Here is a 24,071-nt window from a genome sequence, read left to right on the forward strand (position 1 = left end):
GCAAATTTCAGGTGCCTTAGCGATTTAATGCCTTGATTTGATCTCTTGAGCAGTTTTTCTTCTATTTAAAAAGCGGCATTGCCCATTTGTCTATCATGAAATTAAAAACCTGAGCCAGAATATAGCTCCATGTAAATATCGTCATAAAGACCGCATTCTTCAGCCTGGGGTCAAATTTGTATATGACATTGGCTCCTCTGGCCGCAGCACCGCTAAACCATATTGATGTCAGCAAATCGATCAACAGTATGACAAACAGTATGCTATAGTTGTTATCCAGACTTATGCCCAATTTATCCATATTGCTGTATACTGTGTATATAATCAGGTTTATCGGCAGAACCAAAAAGTTGACTAAAATATATGTCTTCATGAATCTTATCAGAGTTCTGCTGCTGGCATCGACATTTTCCCTTTTAAACATTTTGAACAAGTCAAACAAGGGCACGGAAAAAAACAAAACATCAATAAACCCGATAAAAACAGCGAGCAGAATTGCCAGAGTTATGTTGTAGAAAAGCGTGGAAGCCGGCCTGCCGTAAAATAATCGGGTAAAATCATCTATGATAAAGGTGGAAAGATCAATTATTCCCACCAGAATGAAACCTATGTACAAGGTGGATTTCCTGTCGGTTACCTTCTGATACAATTTCTTAGGCAGCAATAGCATATCAAATATATTCATCCCTGGTGCTCCTCCGTGCAAAACCTGCATTTTATATAATAATACAACTTAATCTCGACAAAATCAATAAAACTTAATACCACAAAAGGGAGCCAAATAAAAAAGCGCATTATTCTGCGCTTACAGCAACGGAAAATTTGCGGAATTTCCTCTCCAGCCCACTCCAAAACAAGGCTTATTCATTCTTTGCCCGTCAAAAAAATCTGGTTATCAGGAATACAAGCAATGCAACACTTCCCATAAAACCCAAGTTTATGAGAGCATTCAAGAGCATATTATTCTTGAAAGCCCCCGACGGTTTTTCAAGCTCTCTCTTCTTGCCCTTTACGCTTAAATTGTTTTCTTTTATATAGTTATTGATTATCATCTCTGCTTCCTTGAAAATGAAATCTTTGTCATATTTCTTAACCTGTCCGCCAGTATTCCCGGTATTTTTTTCACTCCAGGACTTGGGCTCGCATTTTAAAATAAGAATAGCTTCTTCAATCATATTTGAAGGTATATCTTTTATCACAACTATTCTTTTTGTACTCCCAATTACCATAAAATCCTCCGAACACACCTTTTATGGGTAGTTTATGATAAAATAGTACAATTTATACATTCCTACAGGATTTTTGATATGTAACATAGGCTTATCCTGCAGAACGGCATCATACATTCTTATATTGCTCATAGGGCATGATTTATAAATTTTGCTCTTTCCTTGGCCGCTCTCGGGCAGTATATTCAGCTTACGCGCTTCCATATCTTTGCCGCCAGCACCATCATGTCATCGGCAGGCTTGCCCTCATAATTCCGATACGCCTCATCAAGAATGCTGTCTGCTATCTCCTGCGGGTTTGTACTTTTTATTCCGGCAATAAAAGATTTAAGAGAGTTTTCTCCGTCACTGCCGACATTAAAGGAATCCAGGACTCCGTCAGTCATCATTATTATAAAATCCCCGTCTTGTACCCTTTTATGCGCCAGTTCCACCTCAATATCACTTAATATGCCGGCGGGCAAGGACGCTGACCTTACACACTCCACCGCCTCCTCGCTTTTTATATATGTAGGTACCGCTCCGATTTTTACAAATTCCGCCTCGCCGCTGTAAAGGTCGATAATGCTCATATCTATGGTTGAAAAGGAATCCTCGTTGGACTTCAGCACCAGCACCGAATTGATTAGCTTTACGGTGGTATCCTTATCAAAGCCCGACTGTATAAGCTGTTCCAAGAGGCTCACAGTCGCTCTGCTCTGGACAGCCGCTTTTCGTCCGGAGCCCATTCCGTCGCTTAAAGCTACTATATATTTGCCTTCTCCCGTATTCAGAAAAGTATAGTTGTCCCCTGAAACCATGCCGTCATACTTACAGACCCTCGCCACTCCTGTGGTGACCCTGAAGGTTTCCTCTTCCACAAGCTTTAACACGCAAAGACCGGTTATGTCCTTTTGATTGCACCCGGAATCCTCCTTTATCATCTTCCGGCCAACAACATTGGATACAAGCTTTTCCACCGAACTGAGGCATTTCCTCTTTCCTCCGCAGCTCTTATGATAGATGCACACCTCATATTTGCCCCATTTATTTTCAAACACTGTGACATCCTTCGCTTTAAAACCTTCCTTACTCAATTCGTGCAATATGATATCCTCAAGATCCTCTTTAAAGCTGATATCCGCATTTATCTCAGCCGACAGGCCGGATATGGCCTTGGAAAGGCCTTCCAGCTGCTGCGATACCAGTCCTCTGCTCTCCCCTATCCTACTTTTCCATACCATGTCCACCTTGAAGATTTCATAGGCATTATTTACAGCTTTCACAAAATCGTTTATGCGTTCGCATTTATCGAGGAAATAATCCGGAATATCCGCTTCCTCTATTCTTCCCTTTTCATCAAGCCTTTCGATGATTTTAAACATCACCTGGTATGTATTGTAGAAGTTCCTGTCCCAGCAGTACAGGCAAAGGCTGCAATCCTTGCAGACATTTTCGGCTACCCGGTCAAACATTGACGTTATATCCTGCTTATCCGCCACTGCTTTAGTTTCAGATATTTCACTGAAGGTCTTCGACATCTCCCTGAAAGCATTGGAGAATTTATTCAGCCTTTCCACCGTTATATCTTTAATTCTCTGGCTGTAGCTCCTTTTATCCACATTTACTCTGCCCTCCACTGCCAGCACATTGGCAACTGCATTCATCAGCTTTTCCGGGATCAGCATAAAGACAGCAATGGCCAGGATTATCTCCTTAAGGTAAATTATGACATCTGTGGAACCATTAAGATACAATGTAAGGACAGTGTTTCCCATGACAAATCCAAGGCTTGAGCCTATCTTGCCCAGAGTCCTGAATATGCCCCCCAGCAGCCCGCAAAAGGCATAGGAACCGATGACAAGCGGTGTGACCGTGCCTGACATGCTGGCAACCAGGCCAGCCATGACACCTACCGCCGCCCCTACGCCGGGGCCTGATTTGTAGCTGGAAACCAGTATTATGAAAATACAGATTATGTTTTTGGGATTGCATCCGAAAAGCTGCATATCAGCAATAGATGATAAAGCCAAAGCGGCAGTTATTGCTATGCTTATGATTTCCTCATTTGTAAACAGCCTTTTTTTCCGGGTATCATCTATCAATGCAAAAGCATTTCTGAATATGAATACCAGCGTAAACACTATGAATGCATGTAAAATCCCTTTTAACAAATCATAAAGCAAAAAGCCTTGAAAATATGTAAATACCATTTCCGGTATCAAAACACTTATAAAAGCTATCACTGCATATCTAAAGCTTATACGTGTTTCATCCGCCTTGAAAGGCATGTTAAGCACATTAAAAATCAGCATTGCTGCAATAGCCACATATATCTGGCTTCCGGCTCCACCTGCAATCATACCGAAAATTATTGGCAAAACCAGCAATAAACGATTTATGTCATATCCCAGGGATGCCGCATAAAATGCTGTGCCAAAGGGCATAATTCCTCCCATCAGAACAGCTTTGCCCAAGAGGAATGATACCGGAAATACGATGGCAGTATTTTTTGTGAGCAGGGAGCTTAAAACAGTTCTGCCTTTTGACTTCACATATTTGCCTGATGCCTTTGCAAAAGTTTTGTAAGGTACTGTTTCAGTTTTCATCCTTTGTAACCTCCTGTTTTATCCATGAGTATTTTTCTTTTGATAATGCCAATTAGCTTTTTCATAAGCTTTCTAACACTATCCTCATCATATGTGGGAAAAACAGCATAATTTACAGCCTTTTGGGATAATAGTTTCCTATGGGGTGCCGCTAAATATTAAATCTGCATGAGCCGTATTTGCTAATCCTCCGGCATAAAAATACATACCCATTTGCTGCCGGAATATCCTTGGCTGCTTTTCCTTTTGCATAACTGATTATAATGAACCCGTCTGGAAATGTTTGTCAATTTTAAGAGGCCATGTTCAAGATTCGTTTTACATTTATTGCCACAATTTAACGCCAGTTTATCTTGGAGCGATTAAGCAAAGCTGCAGAAACAGCTGAGTATAACTTTGATGTTATGGATATTTATGACAATTTTGTTGTTTTTAGTCATACGGTTTTTTAAAAAAAACGGAGCACAAAGGCTTAACTTCTGTAAGCTTTTGTGCTCCGCCAACAACTTTTATACTAAAATATGGTTCCGGAATGTATTATCATCAAATACCAGTATATATAGAGAAAATCAATTTTTATTCAGCTTTTGGCACTCCGATGGCCTTAAATTCTGTGATTCCTGCCCAGCATCCCTGCTCAAGGCCTGTCACAGTAACTTTTACATAACGCACCGAATCTGCAGTAAACGTATCCTTTTGAACCCGTGCTGAGCTAGTATTTCCGGTTTTGTTAACCACTACCATCCAGTTGGAATTATCGGAGGATACCTCAATAATATATTTATATACCTTGTCCTTCAACGGCCAGGTTATTTCGCTTCCTTTCAGATTATAAAAATCTCCGAGGTCAACCTTCCACCAGTGGAGCAGGTTTCCGTCCTCTGCATACCAGGTTGTGGACAAGTCTCCGTCGTTAGCTTTGGATGCTTCATACCCTGTGAGGGTGCTATCAGCAAAAGCTGTTTTTTTCAGCGCAATATCTGATGCCGTACGTTCCGGCGTCGTAACCATCACTGTGGCAAAGAGGGAAGTATTGCCCGCGGCATCAAAAGCTGCCACCGAATATACATATGCGGTTTCGGCGCTGAGCCCTGTATCTGTAAAAGAGGCATCATTGGACACAGTAGCCAGCTGAGTTCCGTTCCTGTAGATCTTATATCCTGCCACCCCAACATTATCTGTGGAAGGTGTCCAGCTAAGCTTGACCTTGTCGTGGGCGATTGCCGTGGCTTTCAGGTTTGTGGGCGCTGCCGGAGGCTCAGTGTCATTCACAACGGGCGATCCAAAAACTTTGAATTCAGCTATGCCAGCCCAGGTGTTCATGGAAAGCCCGGTAACAGTAATTCGTACAAACCTTGCGGAATCAGCGGTAAAGGCATCCTTCTGCGTTTTGGAGGTGCTGGTATTCCCGGTTTTATCCACTTTAAGCACCCAGTTGGAGCCATCTGCCGATACCTCTACCTTATACTTATAAACCTTGTTCTCCTGCGGCCATGTAACTTCAGTTCCGCTAAGGCTGTGATTTCCTCCCAGGTCTATCATGAGCCAGTGGTTTAGTCCCCCGTCTGCTGCAGACCAGCGGGTTGAAGATTTTCCATCGACGGCATTGGATGCGTCATAGCCTGTTAATATGCTATCTGCGCTGGCAAACTTGTTCAGGGCAACATTGGTGGTGGAAGAACCTAAAGTGGTGCAGACCACCGATGCACTGTGGGCCGATGTGTTGCCTGCTTTATCATACGCAACTACAGTGTATGAATACGGTGTCGCCGCCTTAAGGCCTGTATCGGTATACGTTGTTCCATTTGTAACTGTCGCAATCTGTTTTCCGTTTCTGAATACCTTATAACCGGCAATGCCGATATTGTCGGATGAAGCTGACCAGTCAAGCTTGATACGGCTTTCCGAAACTGCTACCGCCTTTAATCCCTGTGGGACCGTAGGTGCCTGGGTATCTTTGGTTGGTGTGGTTACTCCCAGCACTTCAACTTTGTCTGCTATAACATAGTAATTGGTGGATTTTTTATTTTTCTTTCCTGTAACCCTTACTTTCAAAGTATGCTGTCCATTGGGCAGAGTGGTACTGCTATATAACAGGACATTGTCCTTTCTGGAAGAAGCGTAGAGATCTACCTTCTTCTCCGGGCCTCCATCAATGGATATGGCAGCTATGCCGCCGAAGGGGACCTTTGATCCATACAGTTTAATTTGAGTTCCGCTAAATCTAACTTGAAAATAAGCGTCGGTAGTGGCAGACCAATGATTATCCCCGTTATAGGCACCGGATTCCTTTGCATAAGTCCAGTTTCCCACATACTCAAACTGGTTCTGGCCTGTACCTGTAACATTATCGTTTATGCTTATCACATCGCCGTCATCGATTATTATCGCATCATCGTCCATATCCACCTTATACCCTAATATTTCAGCTATGAGCTTTATCAGTACAACAGCATTATTCTTTTGCTTATTCAACTCTGTCTCAATCTTTTTTCCGTTGACAGCTACTGTTTTCTTTTCAAAATCGATCACTATCTTGGTATTGCCTTTTGTTATCGTTGCCACATGGGTTTTCCCATTCCATTCGAGATTGGCTCCCAATCCTTTTGTTATAACCTTGACCGGCAGGATTATCTTATTGTATTTTATAACCGACGATTTCCATAATCCAATCTCTTCCCCTTTGACAAAGACAAAAAGGAAATCGTCACCAAATACATCGTCCCAGTCATAGTAATAATCACCATCGCGCTCATCCCTGTCGTCATTCTGATCATTCCAATAATCTTTCCAGTACTTTTGCCAGTTCTTGCCGTAGCTTTTATAGTGCGAAATTATCAGGTTTATCAGTTCATTCCTTTTCCCTTTGTCCTTATAGTATTTCTTCAGCTCATTCCTTAACTCCTTGATGTCGTAATTTTTCCACTTGTTGTTCCCGTTTTTCTTGACCGGGCTTGCAAAAGCAAGGCTCGATGTCATCAGAATACATAGAGCAACAAGTATGCTTATAATTTTTTTCATGGCCATAACCTCCCATAATATTATTACAGTATATATATTCGTGGGAATTACGGCGGTTTTGTGGTTTTTCCAAACTGTAACAATTGTGTAATCAAAGTAAAATTAATGTAATTTTAATGAAATAATAAAAGAACTCCGGATTTATCCAGAGTTCTTTTGAGTATGCTCACTGGTAAGCAGTATTCTGCGAATGCATTTAGTTTCCATTCCTGTCTGAAGCCTTTTGTTTTATCTAAGTTGGAATCATTACCATCTTTATTTCCGTTGCCGAACTTTATTTTGTATTACAGGCTTCATCTACCTGTCGAACTCGCGCTTTTGACTGATGAAAACATCTTATTACTATTATTTTTACCACCATTACCTTTAAAAAAAAAACATAACTGCTGTTTCTACTGCTATTTATGCTGTCATTATTTCTTCTGCTAGAACTGCTATTTCCATTTATAACTGGCATTTCCATTGCTGCTTTTACTGTTATTGCTTTTTATATTTTTGTTGCTGTTTCCACTGCTGCTTTTACTGCTATTGCTTTTTGTATTTTTACCGCTGTTTTTACTTCTACTATTTCCACTGCTGTTTCTGCCATCATCACTGCTGGTATTGCTATTATTACTACTATTTTTGCTGCTGATATTACTTCTGTTGCTTCTGCTGTCATTGTTTTTACTGTTATTATTGCTGATATTATCTTTTCCTTTTACACTGCCCTTCTTATCGCCGCCATCTTTATTTTTATACTTCCATATACCTGTTTCTTTATCTTTCGATCTTTTAAGTTTCAATCCTTCCACAGCATCCTCATCCGCTTTTGACTTATTTTTGCGGAGAATACTGGTTTCTTTGCTCTTATCATCCCTGTCTTTGCTGTTTAGACTATTACTATTCCTGCCGAAACCTTTACCCGGCTTTTCGGATGCTTCCGCCTTTTCATCTTCCGATCTTTTACTTCCCGACATACCTTTTGCTATTGCGCTTGCCGCAGCACCCTTATGACCCTCTGCTTTCATATCCGCATTTGACTCCTTAGGCTTCCCAGGTAGCGTTTCCTTTCCGGAGGATGTTTTTGAATTTTCCGCCTCGGAATGCTTTTCGACAGGTATCTTCTCAACTATAACCTCCGTTTCCACATTGGAAGTGACAAGCTGTTCCTTTGTTGCAATCTCTATCTTTTCTTCTATAACATCCACCTTGTGTTCATTTTTCCCTGCAATTGTAAACTTGACTGCTTTCCCTGAATCCTCCCCAAGATAACCGCTGTTTATAGCACTTTGCAGTATGCTCCCAACGGCTTCTTCCACCGCCTTATTCTTAACGCTGACCGTGGACAGAACTTTCTTTCCTTCGTCATTCAAGCCTTTTGCACTGATTATCCTATCATAGATGTTGGTCGTAATCTCTATGCTTGGATTTATATCAATACTAATATAACTGTATGGCATGGCATAGCTGTAAACTCCGCAGCCAATTCCCATGACAAGCAGGATGGATGCTGCAGCAGCAGTTATCTTCACAAACATGCCCTTATACGAAAAGACGGATGCAATATCGATTTCATGTCCAATCCTGTAGCTTTCCTTATCTTTCAGTTTTATGAATTCCCCTTTTTTAGTCAGAGCAATTGCATGCTTGCCTTCCTTGTCTACTATAACCGCTTTCATCCTGTCACCTCCAGTCCACAAAATCCCTTATGTATTGATAGTCGCCCGTAATTATAATGAGTACAGCTATAATATACTTTCGTGCCCGCTCTATCTTTTTTCGGGGTAGCCCTAAGGCTCTTTCTATTTCAGCTACCGGAAGATATTTCTTGCTCATTATCTGTTTTACGAGGTCCGGCTGGGACTGCAGATACCTGATTATTTCCGCATAGATTTTGCGCGTCCTTCCATGCTTCGGCGAAGCATCCGCCAGCTGAGAAAATGTTATATCCCAACGCAAAAGCTCCTTCTTAAGCTCTTCCAGTTCCAGCCTTCGGTATTCATTTATTTCATTGATAGTGTAATTCTCCAGGGCTTCTCCTATGCCCAGATCTCTTTCCCCATCTTCACCTTCATCATAATATCCGTTCAGAGACAGCATATTGCTGTGCTTTTTCTCTTTTCTGTAATAGTCTATAAGACGCCTTCTGATGACATTTTGTGCAAAGGATAAAAAATTGCCCTTTTTGCTGTCATGAGACTTTATTGCTTCTACAAAAGCCATTAATCCTATACTCAGCTCATCATCCTCACCATATCTCATATAACGGCCTGTGGCCTTTTCAACACACGACGCGATGAAAGGCTTGTATTCCTCGACAAGTCTGTTTATCTCTTCTTCATTGTCTTTTATCCTTTCAACTCTGTCATTTATGGATACAGAATTCATCGTGTCCTCCTGAGTTTAGTCTATACTCCGATTTTAACATCATAAAAGACAGAAAACAAATTCCTACCTATATTTTATATTCTTCGTACAAGCTTAGGGGAAAAATAGGGTTATTTTACTTTGGTAATATATTCCTGAGTATACTGGGATCCAGTGTGATGGGTTCAGCCTCCAATCCAGGCTTGCTTTCGTGCCGCTTTAAATGTCAAACTGGCTATATGATTATTAATAAATCGCCTTGGTTCCTCCATGTTGTGATATTGTACCTTAGATCAACATGTCAATATAGTCATAATGATGTTAATATTCTGCAATTGATAATGCCCAGGCTTTATAATAAAATCATAAATATGCAATAATATGTCATATCCGATGAAGCGCGGGAAAGGAGATAACTATGTCCAAATTCGAGATTTCAGGTACGGACTTTCTGTACGACGGAAAACCTGTAAAAATTTTGTCCGGGGCAATTCACTACTTCAGGATAGTGCCCGAATACTGGAAGGACAGGCTATTGAAATTGAAAGCCTGTGGCTTTAACACCGTAGAGACGTACATAGCATGGAATATGCATGAACCCAGGGAAGGCGAATTTTGTTTTGAAGGTATTTGCGATATTGAAAGGTTTGTACGCACCGCAGGAGAATTGGGTCTTTTTGTTATTGTGAGGCCAAGTCCATATATATGCGCCGAGTGGGAATTCGGAGGGCTTCCGGCGTGGCTCCTTTCTTATCCGGACATGAAGCTTCGCTGCAATTACAAGCCTTACCTGGATAAGGTGGACGCTTATTACGATGTTCTCATACCTAAGCTTCTTCCATACCTGTGCACCAACGGCGGACCGATCATAGCCATGCAGATCGAGAATGAGTATGGAAGCTACGGAGCAGACAAAGAATATCTGCAGCATATAAAAGAAGCGCTGAAAAAGAGAGGCGTGGACGTCCTTCTTTTTACGTCGGACGGTCCTACCGATATGATGCTGCAGGGCGGGACGCTTCCTGATGTATTCAAGACGGTTAATTTCGGTTCAAGACATGAAGAAGCCTTTGCTAAGCTTAAGGAGTACCAAAACGACAAACCGCTGATGTGTACCGAGTTCTGGAACGGCTGGTTTGACCATTGGGGGGAGGAGCATCATACCAGGGGCCATGAGGACACTGTCCGGGAATTTGACGGCATGCTCAAATACGGAGCATCGGTTAACTTCTACATGTTCCATGGAGGCACCAATTTCGGTTTTATGAATGGCGCCAACCACAGCGACTCATATGAACCTACGGTCACCAGCTATGACTATGACGCTCCTTTAAATGAGTCAGGAGATCCCACTCCCAAGTATTATGCCGTTCGGGACGTGCTTTCGAAGTACGTTGAGATAGACCACAGCATAAAAGTGGAGCCTTCCCTCAAAAAATCCTACGGCGAAGCCCGTATGACCCAGCAGGCAGACCTCTTTGACTCTCTGGATAAGCTGTCGGAGCCGATGGAAAGAGTATGCCCCGAGCCTATGGAAAAGCTGGGACAGAATTATGGTTTCATTCTTTACAGAACGCAGCTCAAAGGATACAAGGGCCATCTCCCCCTTGAGATTAAGGATGTTCATGACAGAGCCCTTATCTTCCTGAATGGCAAGTATGTAGATGTGATCTACAGGAATGACAAGGACAAAAGAGTATTTCTCGATCTTTCCGGAGGAAGCTCGACCCTCGATATACTGGTGGAAAACATGGGAAGGGTTAATTACGGACCATTCCTGAAAGACCATAAGGGCATAACGGAGCATGTGCGCCTTGATTATCATTTCCTGTTCGGATGGACCATTTATCCCCTGCCTATGGATGATTTATCAAAGCTATGCTTTGATGACGCAAAAGTTCCGAGGACAACTTCATTTTACAGGGGAACTTTCAACGTGGATGAGATGGCAGACACCTTTCTCTCCCTCGATGGTTGGGTAAAGGGAGCAGTATGGATAAACGGGTTTAATATAGGAAGGTACTGGAATGTAGGCCCTCAAAAGACATTATATGTGCCTGCTCCGCTCCTTAAAAAAAGTGAAAATGAAATAATCATATTTGAGGTACATGAACCTCAAAATCTCACTGTCAAATTCACTGACAAACCGGATTTGGGTTAAGTTAGAGGGACGCCTGCAAGCGTCCCTTTATATGTACAATTAATATTATGTTTAGTGTTTTCGGATGAACCCTTCAGCCTTTTTCTATCAACAGGTAATATGGATTTTTTGTAAGCATATCCACAGCTAATTCCACCATTGCTTTCGCATCGATAAGACGAATAGTCGAATTCCCTATTTTGCCGGTCTTCATTATCCCGTGCTTCTCAAACACCCCATCAAACTTGTTAAAATCTGTAGGTGGCTTATTCCAGTCATGAAGTCGGTTTCTTACAAGTATCTCCTCACCATTGTAACCCTTAATAGAAGTTTCCGTAACTTCTTTCTGCAAATGATACGGAACTCCTGCAACCTCTTCACAGCAGTGAATGGTGGTATTGCTCTCCTGATCCACACCAATTAACATAACGTATCCGCCGGATAATGCATTTTTATAATATGGACTGAATCGGTCACAGGGGGATGCTCCGTTTTCATGACCTTTGAGCAGCTCATCCCTTCCGGCTCCGATGGCAGATACAGAGTGGGTAGGATGTAGGGATCTCCTGGCCTCTGGTCTTTGACGAAAAGTCTCCGGTATTTTTCCTGTCCAGCAAGGAGTAGTCCTTACATCAAATTCCGGGGGATTTTCCTTTCCATCAGTGGATTTCCCTGTAAGGGTCGGTACCATCACTGTTCCGGACTCACCCACCGCTTCAAGAAGGGAATCTATTACAGTCTCCGCTCCCCCATCGACATACCCAAAACTCCTCAAAGAGCTATGCACCAGGACTATGTCTCCTTCTCTGAGACCCAGGTTTTTAAAACCTTGCACAATATCTTTCCTATAAAGCATTGTGTTGCATCCCTTCCCTCATTTCCGTTAATATTTGTAATAGGCAATGACAGTCCTGTCCTCGCCGGTATCTTCATCTTTATACCTCTATCTCAATACCATCATAGGACATTATGATTCCTTGCCCGGCAAACTCTTCACAGTGCCTGTCATAGACGACCTTGCCGTTATGGGAAAAATGGGTTGATACTATCTTGGATGAAGCATTAAGGCTTCCTGCTTCTGTCAGCTTTTTCACTACATTTACATTCTCTTTGAAGCTCATGTGATTACTTGTGCCACCTTCCGCAAAGCCGTTGGTGCAATCCAGAACCATGCAATCGAGATGAATGGTTTTCAGGTATTCCCATGTCTCGTCATAATACCATCCCGAATCCAAACCGTAAAAAATTCTCTTTCCGTTCCGTTCAATCACATAAACCAGTGCTTTTTCCTCCGGAAAGTCCGTTATATGCGTGGCTGGCAGGGCTGTAACCGTATAATCCTCCACCTTGGTCTGAGTAAAAGGTTCAAGCACATGGAGCTTCATATACGGGCTTATATCACCGAATTTTTCCAAATATGAACTCAGCATCTCTATGCTGACCTTGTTGCCATATACGTTGAGCACAGGATTGCCTTCGTTTGTATACCACTTCAGCTTTGCCTCAAGATCATAGTAATTGAAGTGGTCGCTGTGGGAATGGCCGATGAACAGGTGCTCAAGAACTGAAAAGTCGAGATTATAGTTGTGGATATGAGCCAGGGTATCATTGGTGAAATCCAGACCTATCTTATTATCCACTAAGGCCGAAGATCTCATCCTTATATTTTTACCGCCCAGTTTCCTGCTTTCCTGACAGATATCACATCTGCAAAAAAGTGCCGGTATACCTTCAAACGCTGCCGTACCAAGTAGCTTGATTTTCATTTTAACACCCCCGTTTATGTATACGACAATTATATCATAAAACATAAAACAGAAATCACAAAAATAAGGGGCTGAAATCCAGTACCTTGTTCCCGCTTCCTCTTCTCCGGCAAATTTACCTTTTTTCACATCCCCCTTGAGGTTTTAGTGGAAGGCCTAATATCCTTTGCTATGGGCATAATAAATCATTGATTATGTACGGTGGCACAAATCCTTTTTCTTTCAGCCTATCCGTTACAACTTCCGTTACGCTGTGTATGCAGTTTCTTAGCTCCTCACTGGAGCATGGGAATCCGTTTTCGAAATAAGTTCTTATGGATTCGAACATTTTTGCATCCACTCTTTCCAATCCATTCCAAATCCACTTTGCCGTTGGATATGGAAATCCAGCGCTTAAATACACAGTTTGGAGGAGCCCTTTGAGAGCATCGCCGAAATACATGCTTCCAGTAATGATATTTTTGCGTTTTAAACTGCTATAAAAAGCTTCCAATGTATCGATAAGCTTTTCACAATGCTCAAGGCATTTTTCTTGCCAATACTCACTGCCAAGATCACTGACGAACGCTTTACCTTTGCTTATGATACCTTTAGGGTCATGAATCGGAATAAAATGCTGGATATCGTAAAGCAGTTCAAAATCACAATCTTTAAGCTTATCAAATTGTTCATGAAATAAGTATGAAAAGGAAGAGTACTGAGGGCTTTGAAGCATCAAAGGAATAAACTGCACACGATATCCATCTATCATCTGATGCATGAACAAAAACTGACGAAGCTTATCAAACCAAACATTCCTGGGTATATCCCAAATGATATAGGCATCCACATCCGAAAGCTCGTCTGCAAAACCGTAGGATACAGAACCACCAATAACAACGATCAGCTCATCCAGGGATGTAAATTCTTGAATTTTGGGTGCCATCACTTGTTGAAAATAATTCTTAACACTATCTATAGCGCTCATTTTTATACCCCCTATTATAGTTTGGCAGCGTCATAAGCTTTTAAAGCCCTCCACAATCCCAGCTTCCATTTGCTGACATGGCAGGTTTACTTGAAGTTAACCCCAACCGACCAACTGTTTAATCAAACAACCATTCTAACCAGCTCTTGGGGATCATGTAGGATATAATCCGGTCTCAGATCCTCAAACATCCTCATTGGAAATATGGTCCATCCCACCAATGCAGTTTTAATACCGGCATTTCGTCCACATTTTATATCCAGGGGACTATCTCCCACCAGAAGAGTTTCCGATGCATCAGCTTTTAACGCAGCAATGGCTTTCAGCGCCGGCTCCGGGTGAGGCTTATTGTTGGTTACATCATTTGCGCAAACTATAGCATCAACGTACTCACTTAACTCAAACTTATAAATGCCATGCTCGATGCCTTCCTTTTCCTTGGCAGAAATGATAGCAATTCTGCAGCCTTTCTTCTTCAAAGCATCCAGCATCTCTCTGATACCGTCAAATTCCTTAACCATCTCATCCTGTCTTGCCCGGTAAAAATCATTGTAATATGCTGTCATCTCTTTATAATGAATTTCCGAAATGGCTTTCATCTGATCCTCAACATAATAACCGAGAACAGACTCCAATTTTTCCTTGGACAGAGGTGAGCCTGTGAATTTTCTGGCTGCTTCATTGAGAGCCAGTATAACCAGATCGTTAGTATCCACCAGTGTTCCGTCAAAATCAAACAGTATGTTTTTAAACATTCTAATAGCCTCCATAGATGCATTTACATTCATACCAGTATACTACCGTAAACCGGGAAAAAGTCAAGCAGAACTAGTATACAGCAAATGGATTCAGATTGTATTGGAAACACTGATGGATACGCCGGTCCCCTGGAAACCTTCAGCCTTTACAGCAGCGGTCAATTAAGCTTTCGGGCAGGTACATCAGGGATATACATATATATCTCCTTTATAATTTCTCATAACCACCTTTTCATCATCCATGTTAATTACATACTCAGGATTGATTGGCACTTTTCCTCCTCCGCCCGGTGCGTCTATTACAAATGTCGGTACGGCATATCCTGAAATATATCCCCTTAAATGTTTTATAATATCCACACCGGTTTTCACAGGTGTCCTGAAATGGCCTATCCCCTGGGAAGGATCACACTGATATAGGTAGTATGGCCTAACCCTCGCTTTCACCAATTTCAAAAGCAGCTCTTTTTGCACATCAACATTGTCGTTGATGCCTTTTAACAAAACGCTCTGATTGCCCAGCGGTATGCCCGCATCAACGATTTTTTGGCAGGCCTGAAGGGAATAGGGTGTTATCTCATCAGGATGGTTAAAGTGGGTATTTATCCATATAGGGTGGTACTTTCTAAGCATGCCCAGCAGGCCGTCGGTGATGCGCATGGGCAAAACCACCGGAGTCCTGGTGCCGATCCTTATCACCTCCACATGAGGTATGGCTCGAAGCCTGGAAATTATCCCTTCCAGGTAGCTGTCCGGCATAACGAAAGGGTCACCTCCTGACAGTAGCACATCCCTGATGCTTTTGTTTGACCTGATATACTCCAGCGCCCTATCCAGCCCTGCTTTGTCAACGGAGAAATCCTCCTCTCCCACCATGCGCCTTCTGGTGCAGTGCCTGCAATACATCGAGCACTTGTATGTTATCAGGAAAAGCACCCGGTCAGGATATCTGTGCACAATGCCGGGCACCGGTGAAAAAAGATCCTCATTGAGCGGATCTGCCTTTTCATCCGGTTTTTGGATCAGCTCATTTATCGAAGGGACACACTGAGCTTTGATGGGACAATGGGGATTGGCAGAATCGATAAGGGTAGCGTAATATGGCGTTATCGCCATCCTGAACCTTTTCAGGCACAAACCTACATCCTTTTGCTCACTTTCGGACAGGTCCAATACATGCTTTAACTGTTCTACTGCAGTTATCCTGTTTCTTAACTGCCATTTCCAGTCGTTCCAGTCTCTTGGACTGACATTCTTCCACAAATTTATTTCTGTATATTTTCTCACGGTAAACGCCTCTATTGCTCATAATTTTATATTATTGGCTTCATGCTGTATCTTTTCAGTGCGCTGTTTAGAATCATCTTTATTGTGTCATTGTAGCTCAATCCGCAGAATTCCGTTATCATCGGATAATCGCTGTAGCCTGGTGCCAGGCCGGGAAGCGGATTGATCTCTATGAAATATATGTCCTCCTCTTCCGACAAGCGGAAATCAATTCTTGCAAAATCGCGGCATTGAAGTGCATTATATATTTTCAGCGCAGTGCTTTTCATCCTGTCCTCAATTTCTTTGCTTATATCTGCAGGACAACTGTACTGTATATATTTCTGATAATCCTTTTTGACATTATAACTGTAGATGTTGAACTTCTGGCCTGTATCCTTATAATGTATCTCCATGGGTGAAAATACCGTAGCTTCATTTTTATTGCCTGCCACAGCCACAGTGAATTCTCTTCCCTTTATATACTCCTCAACCATGATGGGCTGTTTGTAAAGGTTGAGATTTCTGCTTATGAGCTTTTTAAGCTCGTGTGAATCTTCTGCTACGGCAAAATCCCAAATTCCCTTGCTTGATCCTTCGGCATTAGGCTTTACTATCAAAGGATATTTCAGCCTGCTGTCCAGACGGGCAGACTCTTCTTCAATAACTTGATATCTTGGAGTTCTTATTTTATATGTAGATAGGATTCTTTTTGTCAATGCCTTATCGAGGGATATACATAGAGTTGTTTCGTCAGAACCTGTAAAAGGTATTCCGAAGATATTGGCAATGGCAGGTACCTGTGCTTCTCTTCCTCTTCCTTTCGTGCCTTCGGCTATGTTGAACAGAATGTCGACTTTTGTTCTCTTCAACTTTTCGAAAATATCGGTGTTGGCTTCAAACAGCTCAACCCTGCAGTTCATCTGCTCCAAGGCGTTTTTGATTGCATTTACCGTTTCTATGTTGTCATACTCCGCTTCTTCATCCTCTGCATCGGATTTAACGCCTTTTTTCAAATTGTACGTTATCCCCGCAGTATATTTAGGGACATCGTCATTATCCAAGTTTTCCATATAATCACCCGCTTATTTTCATATATCACAGGCCATCTTGAGCCTTACCGGCTGTATTCCACGGCCAGCTGTGTTCAAAAAGCCTTATGTTTGGTTCTAATTATATCAGAATCATATACAAAGAAAATGCTTAAAATCACCGTTTTATAGCCATATATAAACGATTTTTAATAGCCGGGCGATTTGTCGCCGTATATTATTGTTTATTGTGAAATATTTTGCATTATATGCAATACCCTGGCAATGCTTTGAATCACAGGTTTGTTTTCTATTAGTGCATGATTTCCCTTATAGGCTTTATAGCTCCTCTCCTGCTTCGCATATTCCCGGCGGTACCATGCTTTCCGGCATGGTTCCCGGATCTGGTTCAAGTCTTGCCAGCTGCAATACTAAAAAAGTGTATCAAATCTATTGCTTATATTTATCGGGCTAAATTCTGCCGATCAATATAACTAATTATATTATTTTTTCATTGGTGACAGATATATTATGACTTTATCGCAGCATTTACCAGCGCTCACCGGTATTGAACGAAAGTGAATATATCCCTTTCATCTAAAGCTTTCCTCTATAAAGCCAATGACACCTTGCTTTCTGCAATTTCTTCCCTCTACTAATAAAAAGCAGAGCACAATATCACCAATTCAGCCGTTGAAAACTGCATTATGAACTGCATTATGAATTGCTTTACAAGCTCTTTAAGAGCTGCTTTAGCTTTAGAAGCTGTTTTAGATTTGGGAGCCTCAAAATCAAGAGGGCACAGCCTCACAGCCGTGCCCTCTTGCCTGGGACATCCCATGATATGATCGATCTTTAACCAAAGCCGGTTAAAGCAAACAACTCCGGAAATATTACTCGATTTCCTATCTGATGGGAGAGGCTTAATAATACCGTCAGCCATCCCATGACAGTGAAATGGAGTAAAGTAAGTATTATTATGTAAAAAACAGTTTTATGGAGCAAGCAAAATTAAACTAAAATTTCAGTGTCTTTAAATAATTGATGCTCATCTCCACCGACTCCATTGGAGTTTTACCGGGTCCAGGATTATCCTGTTCCACGACAAGCCATTTTGCTCCTGCTTCATCGGCTGCCTGAATAATGGCAGGTATATCCTGCACCCCATAGCCTACCGGACGGAAGCCAAATTTCTCTTCATCGCTCTTTTCCTTTTCGTCGGACTTGATGCCTATGAGCTCATACAATTGGGCCGGTTTTTCTTTGCCTTTCATCACAAAATCTTTGAGATGAACCACAGGAGCTCTTCCGGCATATTTTTTCACATACTCCGCGGGATTTTCCCCTGCGACATTTACCCAGCAGGTATCAATCTCCGTCTGCAAGAGATCAGCCGGCACACTGTTGTACAGCACATCCAGGCCATATTCTCCGTTCACTTTTACAAATTCAAAATCATGGTTGTGATACAGCAAGGTCATTCCTTTTTCCTTAGCTATCTTTCCCAGCATCTTTATCGATTCTACCACTTTTGGGAAACCCTCTGCGCCAGGACGATATTCTTCCGTCATATAAGGTATCGCCACATACTTGCATCCGATTTCAGCGTACGTTCCCAGCACCTTTTCAGGGTCTGACATCATTTCATCATAGGGCACATGGGCGGAAACCGGGATCAGATCGAGTTCTTTCAGAAGATTTTTGACATCTGCGGCGCTGCGATTAAACAATCCGGCAAATTCTACGCCTTCATATCCCATCATTTTTACCTTTCTCAGCGTGCCTTCAAAGTCGGCAGCCATGTCGTCCCTTACGGAATACAGCTGCAAAGCGATTGACATTTTACCCATAGTTCTTTCCTCCTTAAATAGAATATAATGTCAAAAGTTTTCGGCCTTTTGACTTCCGGTCAATAAAATCAAATTTCTGTTCTTAAAATCCAAGCTTAAAATCTTTAGCTTCAAAGTACCTGACCTTTTGGTACGACGCTGTCACCCAGCCGGACCCATAAGAATACAAGTTACCTCGAACAACATTATATCAGTTTTTAACATACAATCAAACCTTATGCAAAATTATTTTCAATATTTTCCAAACCTTTTGTCCGCCGGCCTTCCTTCTAATCGATATCGCAAGGCCGGCAGGCATTCGCCGGTTTCATATGCCGGTCACATCGCTTTGAGCTGGGTCAAGCCTTATGAGTTTGATACCCTCCGGTATGACACCGTACAGTTCGCATTTAATATATTTTCCGACATCTTCATTTTTTATGGTGTATGTGAGCCGGTCGGCTCCTTCGATCTGTTTCCAGTCTCCCAGCGGCGTATCACTTATATACCACCGTATTTCATCAATGTATACCTTTCTGCCTTTCTTATCCCATGTATTCCACACCGGCTTCAGCACGGAACCGGCTTTCCTGCTTCCATCCAGTATGACATTATATATCCTTGGGTCGTCATTTATGAATTCCACATCATCTATATAAAATATTCCGTCATTTTTAAACTCAAGCTCAACAAAGGATATATTTCCTATATCCGATTTCAGTTCCTTGGCTGCAGGCACCTGCACCACTCTCCATTCCTCGCTCCCTGAAGGCGAACTGACAGCTTTGATTTCCTTTCCGCTGCCATCAAGATATCTCACCGTTGCCTTAACCTTTCCTTTCACAGCATATTGCAGCATTGAATTATTTTCGTCGTTAAGGAGGCGGGAATCTATTTTAAAACGCAGTTTTCCGCCTTTTTTTGTATTAACCTCCAGTGCATTGACCCCGGTATGGGTTTCTTCCGTCTGTATACGGAAGGTGCAATCTTGGCCGGTTATTCCGCCCAACTCCGGGTTGTTTTCAAAGCTTTCCACCCCGTAGGTATTGGCCGGATGTATGCCGCAACGCTTCATGCCCGACTGCACATATTTGTTTTTCGACATATACTCCCACACCATTCCGGTCAGATAATTCTCAATCATGAGCATGGTTATACCCTTGTCTATTCCAATGACATCCTTTGCAATCCACATGGGTTCCATAGTTTTGTTGTAGGCGTCTTTAAACCCCCATTCTCCCCAGAGCTCAGGGTACTGCTCATACATATTGACTATCGATCGGGCGGAATTTTCAGGAGTGAACACAATGGAACCTGCTGCGCCGTAAGGCGGTATCGTTCCGTCATTCCTATTGCCGAAAGCCGGCTGCGAACCATACTCTCCACTGTATCCTTCGGGGCCGTCGCATGCGGAAAATCCCCAGTCAAGCTCGCCCGTATTGTATAGTTCTTCATTATCTATGGCGTATTGACGGCTGGATAGGGAAGCGATGATCGAATTCCTGAACCAGTCGGTGCCATAGGCATCCCTGGTGTTCCTGAAATCATACCATGCGTGGCTGTATTGATAGACAAATATAGACCCCGCAGGGCTGTGTATCATTTTCGGAAGCCCTCCATAGCTTTCTTCCGGGCGGCTGAATATGTAGAACATCCCGGGATCTACCGGCTTTTCAGGAGAAGCAGTTCCCAGAAAATACATCATGAGCTGCTCTGCCGTCATGTTCCATGAGCCGAAAAAGCCTGTTTCAGGCTTGTAACCCATGTAGTACCTTCCGTTCCCCCACCTGTCGGTATACCAGGGCCAGTCAACCCTGGCATATATCTTTTCGGCAAGTTCCGCTATTTCACCGCCGAAGTATTCACCGGCCATAATAACTCCATTCAGGCACAGCGCCGTATCAATTATGGATACTTCGCAGTCCCACACCCTTTGTCCCGTCTTGATATCCAGGAAGTGGTAGAAAAAACCGTGATCCTGCTGCACATTGTTGTAAAGGGTTTCGAGGGTGCCTTTTACTCTTTCAGCCCCCTGCTCGCGGGTTATCCACCCTCTTTCCACACCAATGCATATGCCGGTCAGTCCGAAGCCAACAGAAGCGATGCTGCTTACATCCGGACCTGTAGGCATACGGTCCGGAATAAGCCCATAACCCGGGCTGTCCTTATCCGTGTTGGCAGTGTTCCAGAAGAAGTCAAAGCAGGCTCGCTCTTCTTTTAGAAGAATCTCAAGGGTTTTTTCGTCGGGTGTATATTCCTGCAGTGCCATATCCGGTTTATAGGCGATACCTGTATCGCATGCAGATAAAATTACCACCAGGCATAATACAACCACCAGATACCTGGAAATTTCAAGGCATTTTCTTTTACTCACTTTAATATCCTCCCTGTAACAGCATTTTTGCTTTGAATATTATCATTATCCCTTTGCAATACATTTTGATGACGCATATATATTTAACTGCTGCAATTGTAGTTTTGAGCATTGTCAGCATTCCTCTGCGGCACTTATGCTTTCCTATGCTACAAAATGGCATTGGTTTATCTCCCGATGCTATACTTTATCAAAAGCCACCACCAGATGATCATCGATTTTTGAATGCTTGCGGGATAATAAAATCATGTCATCTCCCTCTTCATGGATGGTATAATCATCGCTGGGCTTAATTTTGCTGCCCTTTTCAAATACTATGATATCCTCAGGCTGAGTCAGGCGAAATTCGATGGAGCTTTCTGCCACGCCCAAAACCTCGGCGGTAGAGTAGCGTACTTTGATGCCTCCAAATTCCACGTTCAGAGGAAGCATCAGACCATCCCTCGGCTGGAGGTGCAGCTTGCGCCCGCCAAACAGCTTGCATCCCTTTTCAAATATATGAAACTCCTTTTCAAAACCATCCAGGTTGAGGATATGGATAAAACGCTCCTTTTCTCCGTTGGAGGCTGATGTCATAAATATTCCGTGATAACTGCAGTCATGGGTAAGGGATGCCTTCGCTCCAAGCTTTTCAAGAGCCGCTTTAAACAGTTTGATATCACATATATAGGAACAAGCGATAACAATAGCCCTGCCTCTGCCGACAGCCACATCAAAGCCGCAAATTTCATCAGTTCCGCGTACCCTCAGAATGGCATCCACCTTGTCCGATTTGAAGACCTGGGCATAATGGGAACGGATTTCCGGGCGAGGATTTGCCCAACCGTCAGCATAGATGCTGAGATAAAAGCCTTGCCCATCATATCTTTCGCCTGAAATTTCTACCCCTAAAGCTTCAGCCAGCAGCCTGCAGGGTTTCCCTTCCATATCGTACTGCGGCAGTTCCCCGTAAATGAGCAAGCCACCTCCTGAGCTCATATAATCCACAAGCTTTTTCTGAATGCTTGAATCCATATAACGGGCTGATGGCAGCGCAATAACAGATGTTGTTTTTGAATCCGGCCATTTATTTTGAATGTCTATGCTTCCAAATCTGTATCCCGCCAGCAGCATGGCACGCCCCATTATTTCCCATGCACCTCCGGCGCGCCTTGCCTCAAGATTTTCCACAATTCCCTTCATTCTCCCGCTCTTTTTATAGCAGTATTCCGTCATGTAGTAATCGGGTATGAAAGCAAAAGCCACATCATCATGCTCTTCCTGCATTGAAGCCACTTTTTCCCCGGCGGCGAGGATCGTTTTTATGGTTCTGGACATTCTTGGATAAGTATAGTTAAGCTCCCCCTCCGGACTAACCGGTGCTGCAAACCCATGCCTTTCACCCGTTATCGCTATCCTGTCGTTTCCGTCATGAGGCTTGTGGTTTAATACATAATTTCGCCCGCCGGCAAAAAGGTAATAGTTGAGCATCCTGTTTCCCTGGGCTATGCACATCCTCGTCTTGAAATCCGCTGCCGAAACATCATAGCGCGGGCTTAAAGTGCAGCCATAATTGCCGTCACCGCACTCAAACTCTATAGATGTCAGGGGTTGGTCCTCATTGGCGACGGCATCCATAAAGCCATTGATGATATATAAATCCTGGAAGTTATTCATAGTCAGATCCCCCAGATATATATCCGAACCGGAAATATATCCTTTATCCTGGGTATAAGCTTCATAAAGCTGGCTTATGCCTATGGGATACATCAGGGCGCGTCCCCCGCCCGTTCCATGGATATTAATAACAAAGGGTACTTCCTTTACGCCGAATTCCTCGGCATAAGCCCGCAGTGTTGCCACATATCGGGCAAAGCGGTTTCTCATGAAATATCCCAGGTCATGCAAAAGCTCCGCCGCATATGTATCTTCCGGAGTCCTCACTTTTTCAGCCAGGAGAGAAGTATCTCCGATATCGAAAGGATACCTTTCCCTGAGGGAGGAAGGGGCATATTTCCCTCGAAGCCAGGCCGCAAAATCCTTTATAACATTATCATTCAGCACCGGCTTGTTTTGAACCCACGACAGCATGCCTATCTCATTATCCAGCTGCACTCCGATGATATTCCCGCCTTTGCCGTAAAGCCTTGGTGCGATAACAGACATGACTGCCGAATACCACTTGCGGGATTCCTCCAGAAATTCCGGTGAAAGGTAATCAACGGTTTTTGCCGTAGCTTTGCTGCCATCCCAGCTTATCGGAACTATATGAGGATGCTTCTCAAACACCCAATAAGGTATTCCTTCATTCTTCATCTCCGCCATTATGAAAGGCCCGGGGCGCACAAAGAAATACAGTCCGCTGTCCCTGCACATGTCTATGAAGGCTCCAAGATTCAGCTCTTTTCTGGAATGTCCGTCGAGATCTATGTCCCCTTCCCTCTCCTCGTGGCATATCCACGGCACATAAGAAGCCACGGCATTGCAGCCTGCAGCTTTCAGCTTTTCTATCCTGTCCTTCCACTCATCAAATTTCAGGCGGTAATAATGGATTTCTCCACACATTATGATGGTCGGTTTGCCATCGATTAAAATTTGCTTGTTCTCTATAGTTACCATGCTCATCCTTCCTTCATAAAGATTTATTTTCATTTCAGTATCTTCTCCATACCAACATCTTCTAATCACAGGCTCCGAGCTTTAAAAGTGAGTACCTTGCAAAGACAAAACAATTTCATTGCTTTAAGGTACTCCGATTTTTATGAAAATGCCAT

16 protein-coding genes are annotated in these 24,071 nt (G+C 42.9%); 1 reads left to right on the forward strand and 15 read right to left on the reverse strand.

From position 1 onward, the window contains the following. Nucleotides 1-61: 61 nt before the first annotated feature. From CDO33_RS18495 to sigI, 6 genes are all read right to left on the reverse strand, one after another. A complete protein-coding gene (locus CDO33_RS18495) occupies nt 62-685 on the reverse strand; it encodes a hypothetical protein (protein WP_103081905.1) in 624 nt (207 codons plus the stop codon). A 193-nt stretch (nt 686-878) separates the two neighbouring features. Then, complete coding sequence (locus tag CDO33_RS18500) at nt 879-1,229, reverse strand: hypothetical protein (RefSeq protein WP_103081906.1); 351 nt, start codon at nt 1,227-1,229, stop codon at nt 879-881. Between the two features lie 185 nt (nt 1,230-1,414). Next, a complete protein-coding gene (gene spoIIE, locus CDO33_RS18510; RefSeq protein WP_103081908.1) occupies nt 1,415-3,817 on the reverse strand; it encodes a stage II sporulation protein E in 2,403 nt (800 codons plus the stop codon). Between the two features lie 576 nt (nt 3,818-4,393). After that, nucleotides 4,394-6,838 carry a discoidin domain-containing protein gene (locus tag CDO33_RS18515; RefSeq protein WP_161496541.1) on the reverse strand — a complete coding sequence of 815 codons (2,445 nt, stop codon included), beginning with the start codon at nt 6,836-6,838 and terminating at the stop codon, nt 4,394-4,396. Nucleotides 6,839-7,272: 434 nt separating this feature from the next. Beyond that, nucleotides 7,273-8,499, reverse strand: coding sequence for an anti-sigma factor domain-containing protein (locus tag CDO33_RS20550; RefSeq protein WP_117433635.1), 1,227 nt, complete (start codon nt 8,497-8,499; stop codon nt 7,273-7,275). 4 nt (nt 8,500-8,503) lie between these two features. After that, entirely contained in the window at nt 8,504-9,208 is a 705-nt protein-coding gene (sigI, locus tag CDO33_RS18530; RefSeq protein ID WP_103081910.1) for an RNA polymerase sigma factor SigI, read from the reverse strand. 397 nt (nt 9,209-9,605) lie between these two features. Between sigI and CDO33_RS18535 the strand changes: the two genes are divergently transcribed. Continuing rightward, nucleotides 9,606-11,348, forward strand: coding sequence for a glycoside hydrolase family 35 protein (locus tag CDO33_RS18535; protein WP_103081911.1), 1,743 nt, complete (start codon nt 9,606-9,608; stop codon nt 11,346-11,348). Between the two features lie 73 nt (nt 11,349-11,421). On the opposite strand, the gene CDO33_RS18540 is transcribed toward CDO33_RS18535, so the two are convergent. The 9 genes from CDO33_RS18540 to CDO33_RS18580 all read right to left on the reverse strand — a co-directional run bounded on the left by CDO33_RS18540 (nt 11,422) and on the right by CDO33_RS18580 (nt 23,949). Next, nucleotides 11,422-12,183 (reverse strand): AAC(3) family N-acetyltransferase, encoded by a 762-nt coding sequence (locus CDO33_RS18540; protein ID WP_103081912.1) that lies wholly within the window; start codon nt 12,181-12,183, stop codon nt 11,422-11,424. A gap of 79 nt (nt 12,184-12,262) precedes the next feature. Then, complete coding sequence (locus CDO33_RS18545; RefSeq protein ID WP_103081913.1) at nt 12,263-13,222, reverse strand: MBL fold metallo-hydrolase; 960 nt, start codon at nt 13,220-13,222, stop codon at nt 12,263-12,265. Nucleotides 13,223-13,262: 40 nt separating this feature from the next. Next, a complete protein-coding gene (locus tag CDO33_RS18550) occupies nt 13,263-14,060 on the reverse strand; it encodes a hypothetical protein (RefSeq protein WP_103081914.1) in 798 nt (265 codons plus the stop codon). 122 nt (nt 14,061-14,182) lie between these two features. Then, nucleotides 14,183-14,815 (reverse strand): HAD family hydrolase, encoded by a 633-nt coding sequence (locus tag CDO33_RS18555; protein ID WP_161496542.1) that lies wholly within the window; start codon nt 14,813-14,815, stop codon nt 14,183-14,185. Between the two features lie 186 nt (nt 14,816-15,001). Next, a complete protein-coding gene (kamA, locus tag CDO33_RS18560) occupies nt 15,002-16,105 on the reverse strand; it encodes a lysine 2,3-aminomutase (protein WP_103081916.1) in 1,104 nt (367 codons plus the stop codon). A 26-nt stretch (nt 16,106-16,131) separates the two neighbouring features. Continuing rightward, the gene (locus CDO33_RS18565; protein ID WP_103081917.1) at nt 16,132-17,157 is read right to left on the reverse strand and encodes a D-alanine--D-alanine ligase family protein; all 1,026 of its coding nucleotides are present in this window, start codon (nt 17,155-17,157) and stop codon (nt 16,132-16,134) included. Between the two features lie 974 nt (nt 17,158-18,131). Next, nucleotides 18,132-18,965 (reverse strand): sugar phosphate isomerase/epimerase family protein, encoded by an 834-nt coding sequence (locus CDO33_RS18570; RefSeq protein WP_242973469.1) that lies wholly within the window; start codon nt 18,963-18,965, stop codon nt 18,132-18,134. A gap of 307 nt (nt 18,966-19,272) precedes the next feature. Then, nucleotides 19,273-21,318 (reverse strand): glucoamylase family protein, encoded by a 2,046-nt coding sequence (locus CDO33_RS18575; RefSeq protein ID WP_202849508.1) that lies wholly within the window; start codon nt 21,316-21,318, stop codon nt 19,273-19,275. 180 nt (nt 21,319-21,498) lie between these two features. Then, entirely contained in the window at nt 21,499-23,949 is a 2,451-nt protein-coding gene (locus CDO33_RS18580) for a beta-galactosidase (protein WP_202849509.1), read from the reverse strand. Between the last annotated feature and the right edge of the window lie 122 nt (nt 23,950-24,071).

Source organism: Clostridium thermosuccinogenes (genome assembly GCF_002896855.1).
Taxonomy (GTDB): Bacteria; Bacillota; Clostridia; order Acetivibrionales; family DSM-5807; genus Pseudoclostridium; species Pseudoclostridium thermosuccinogenes.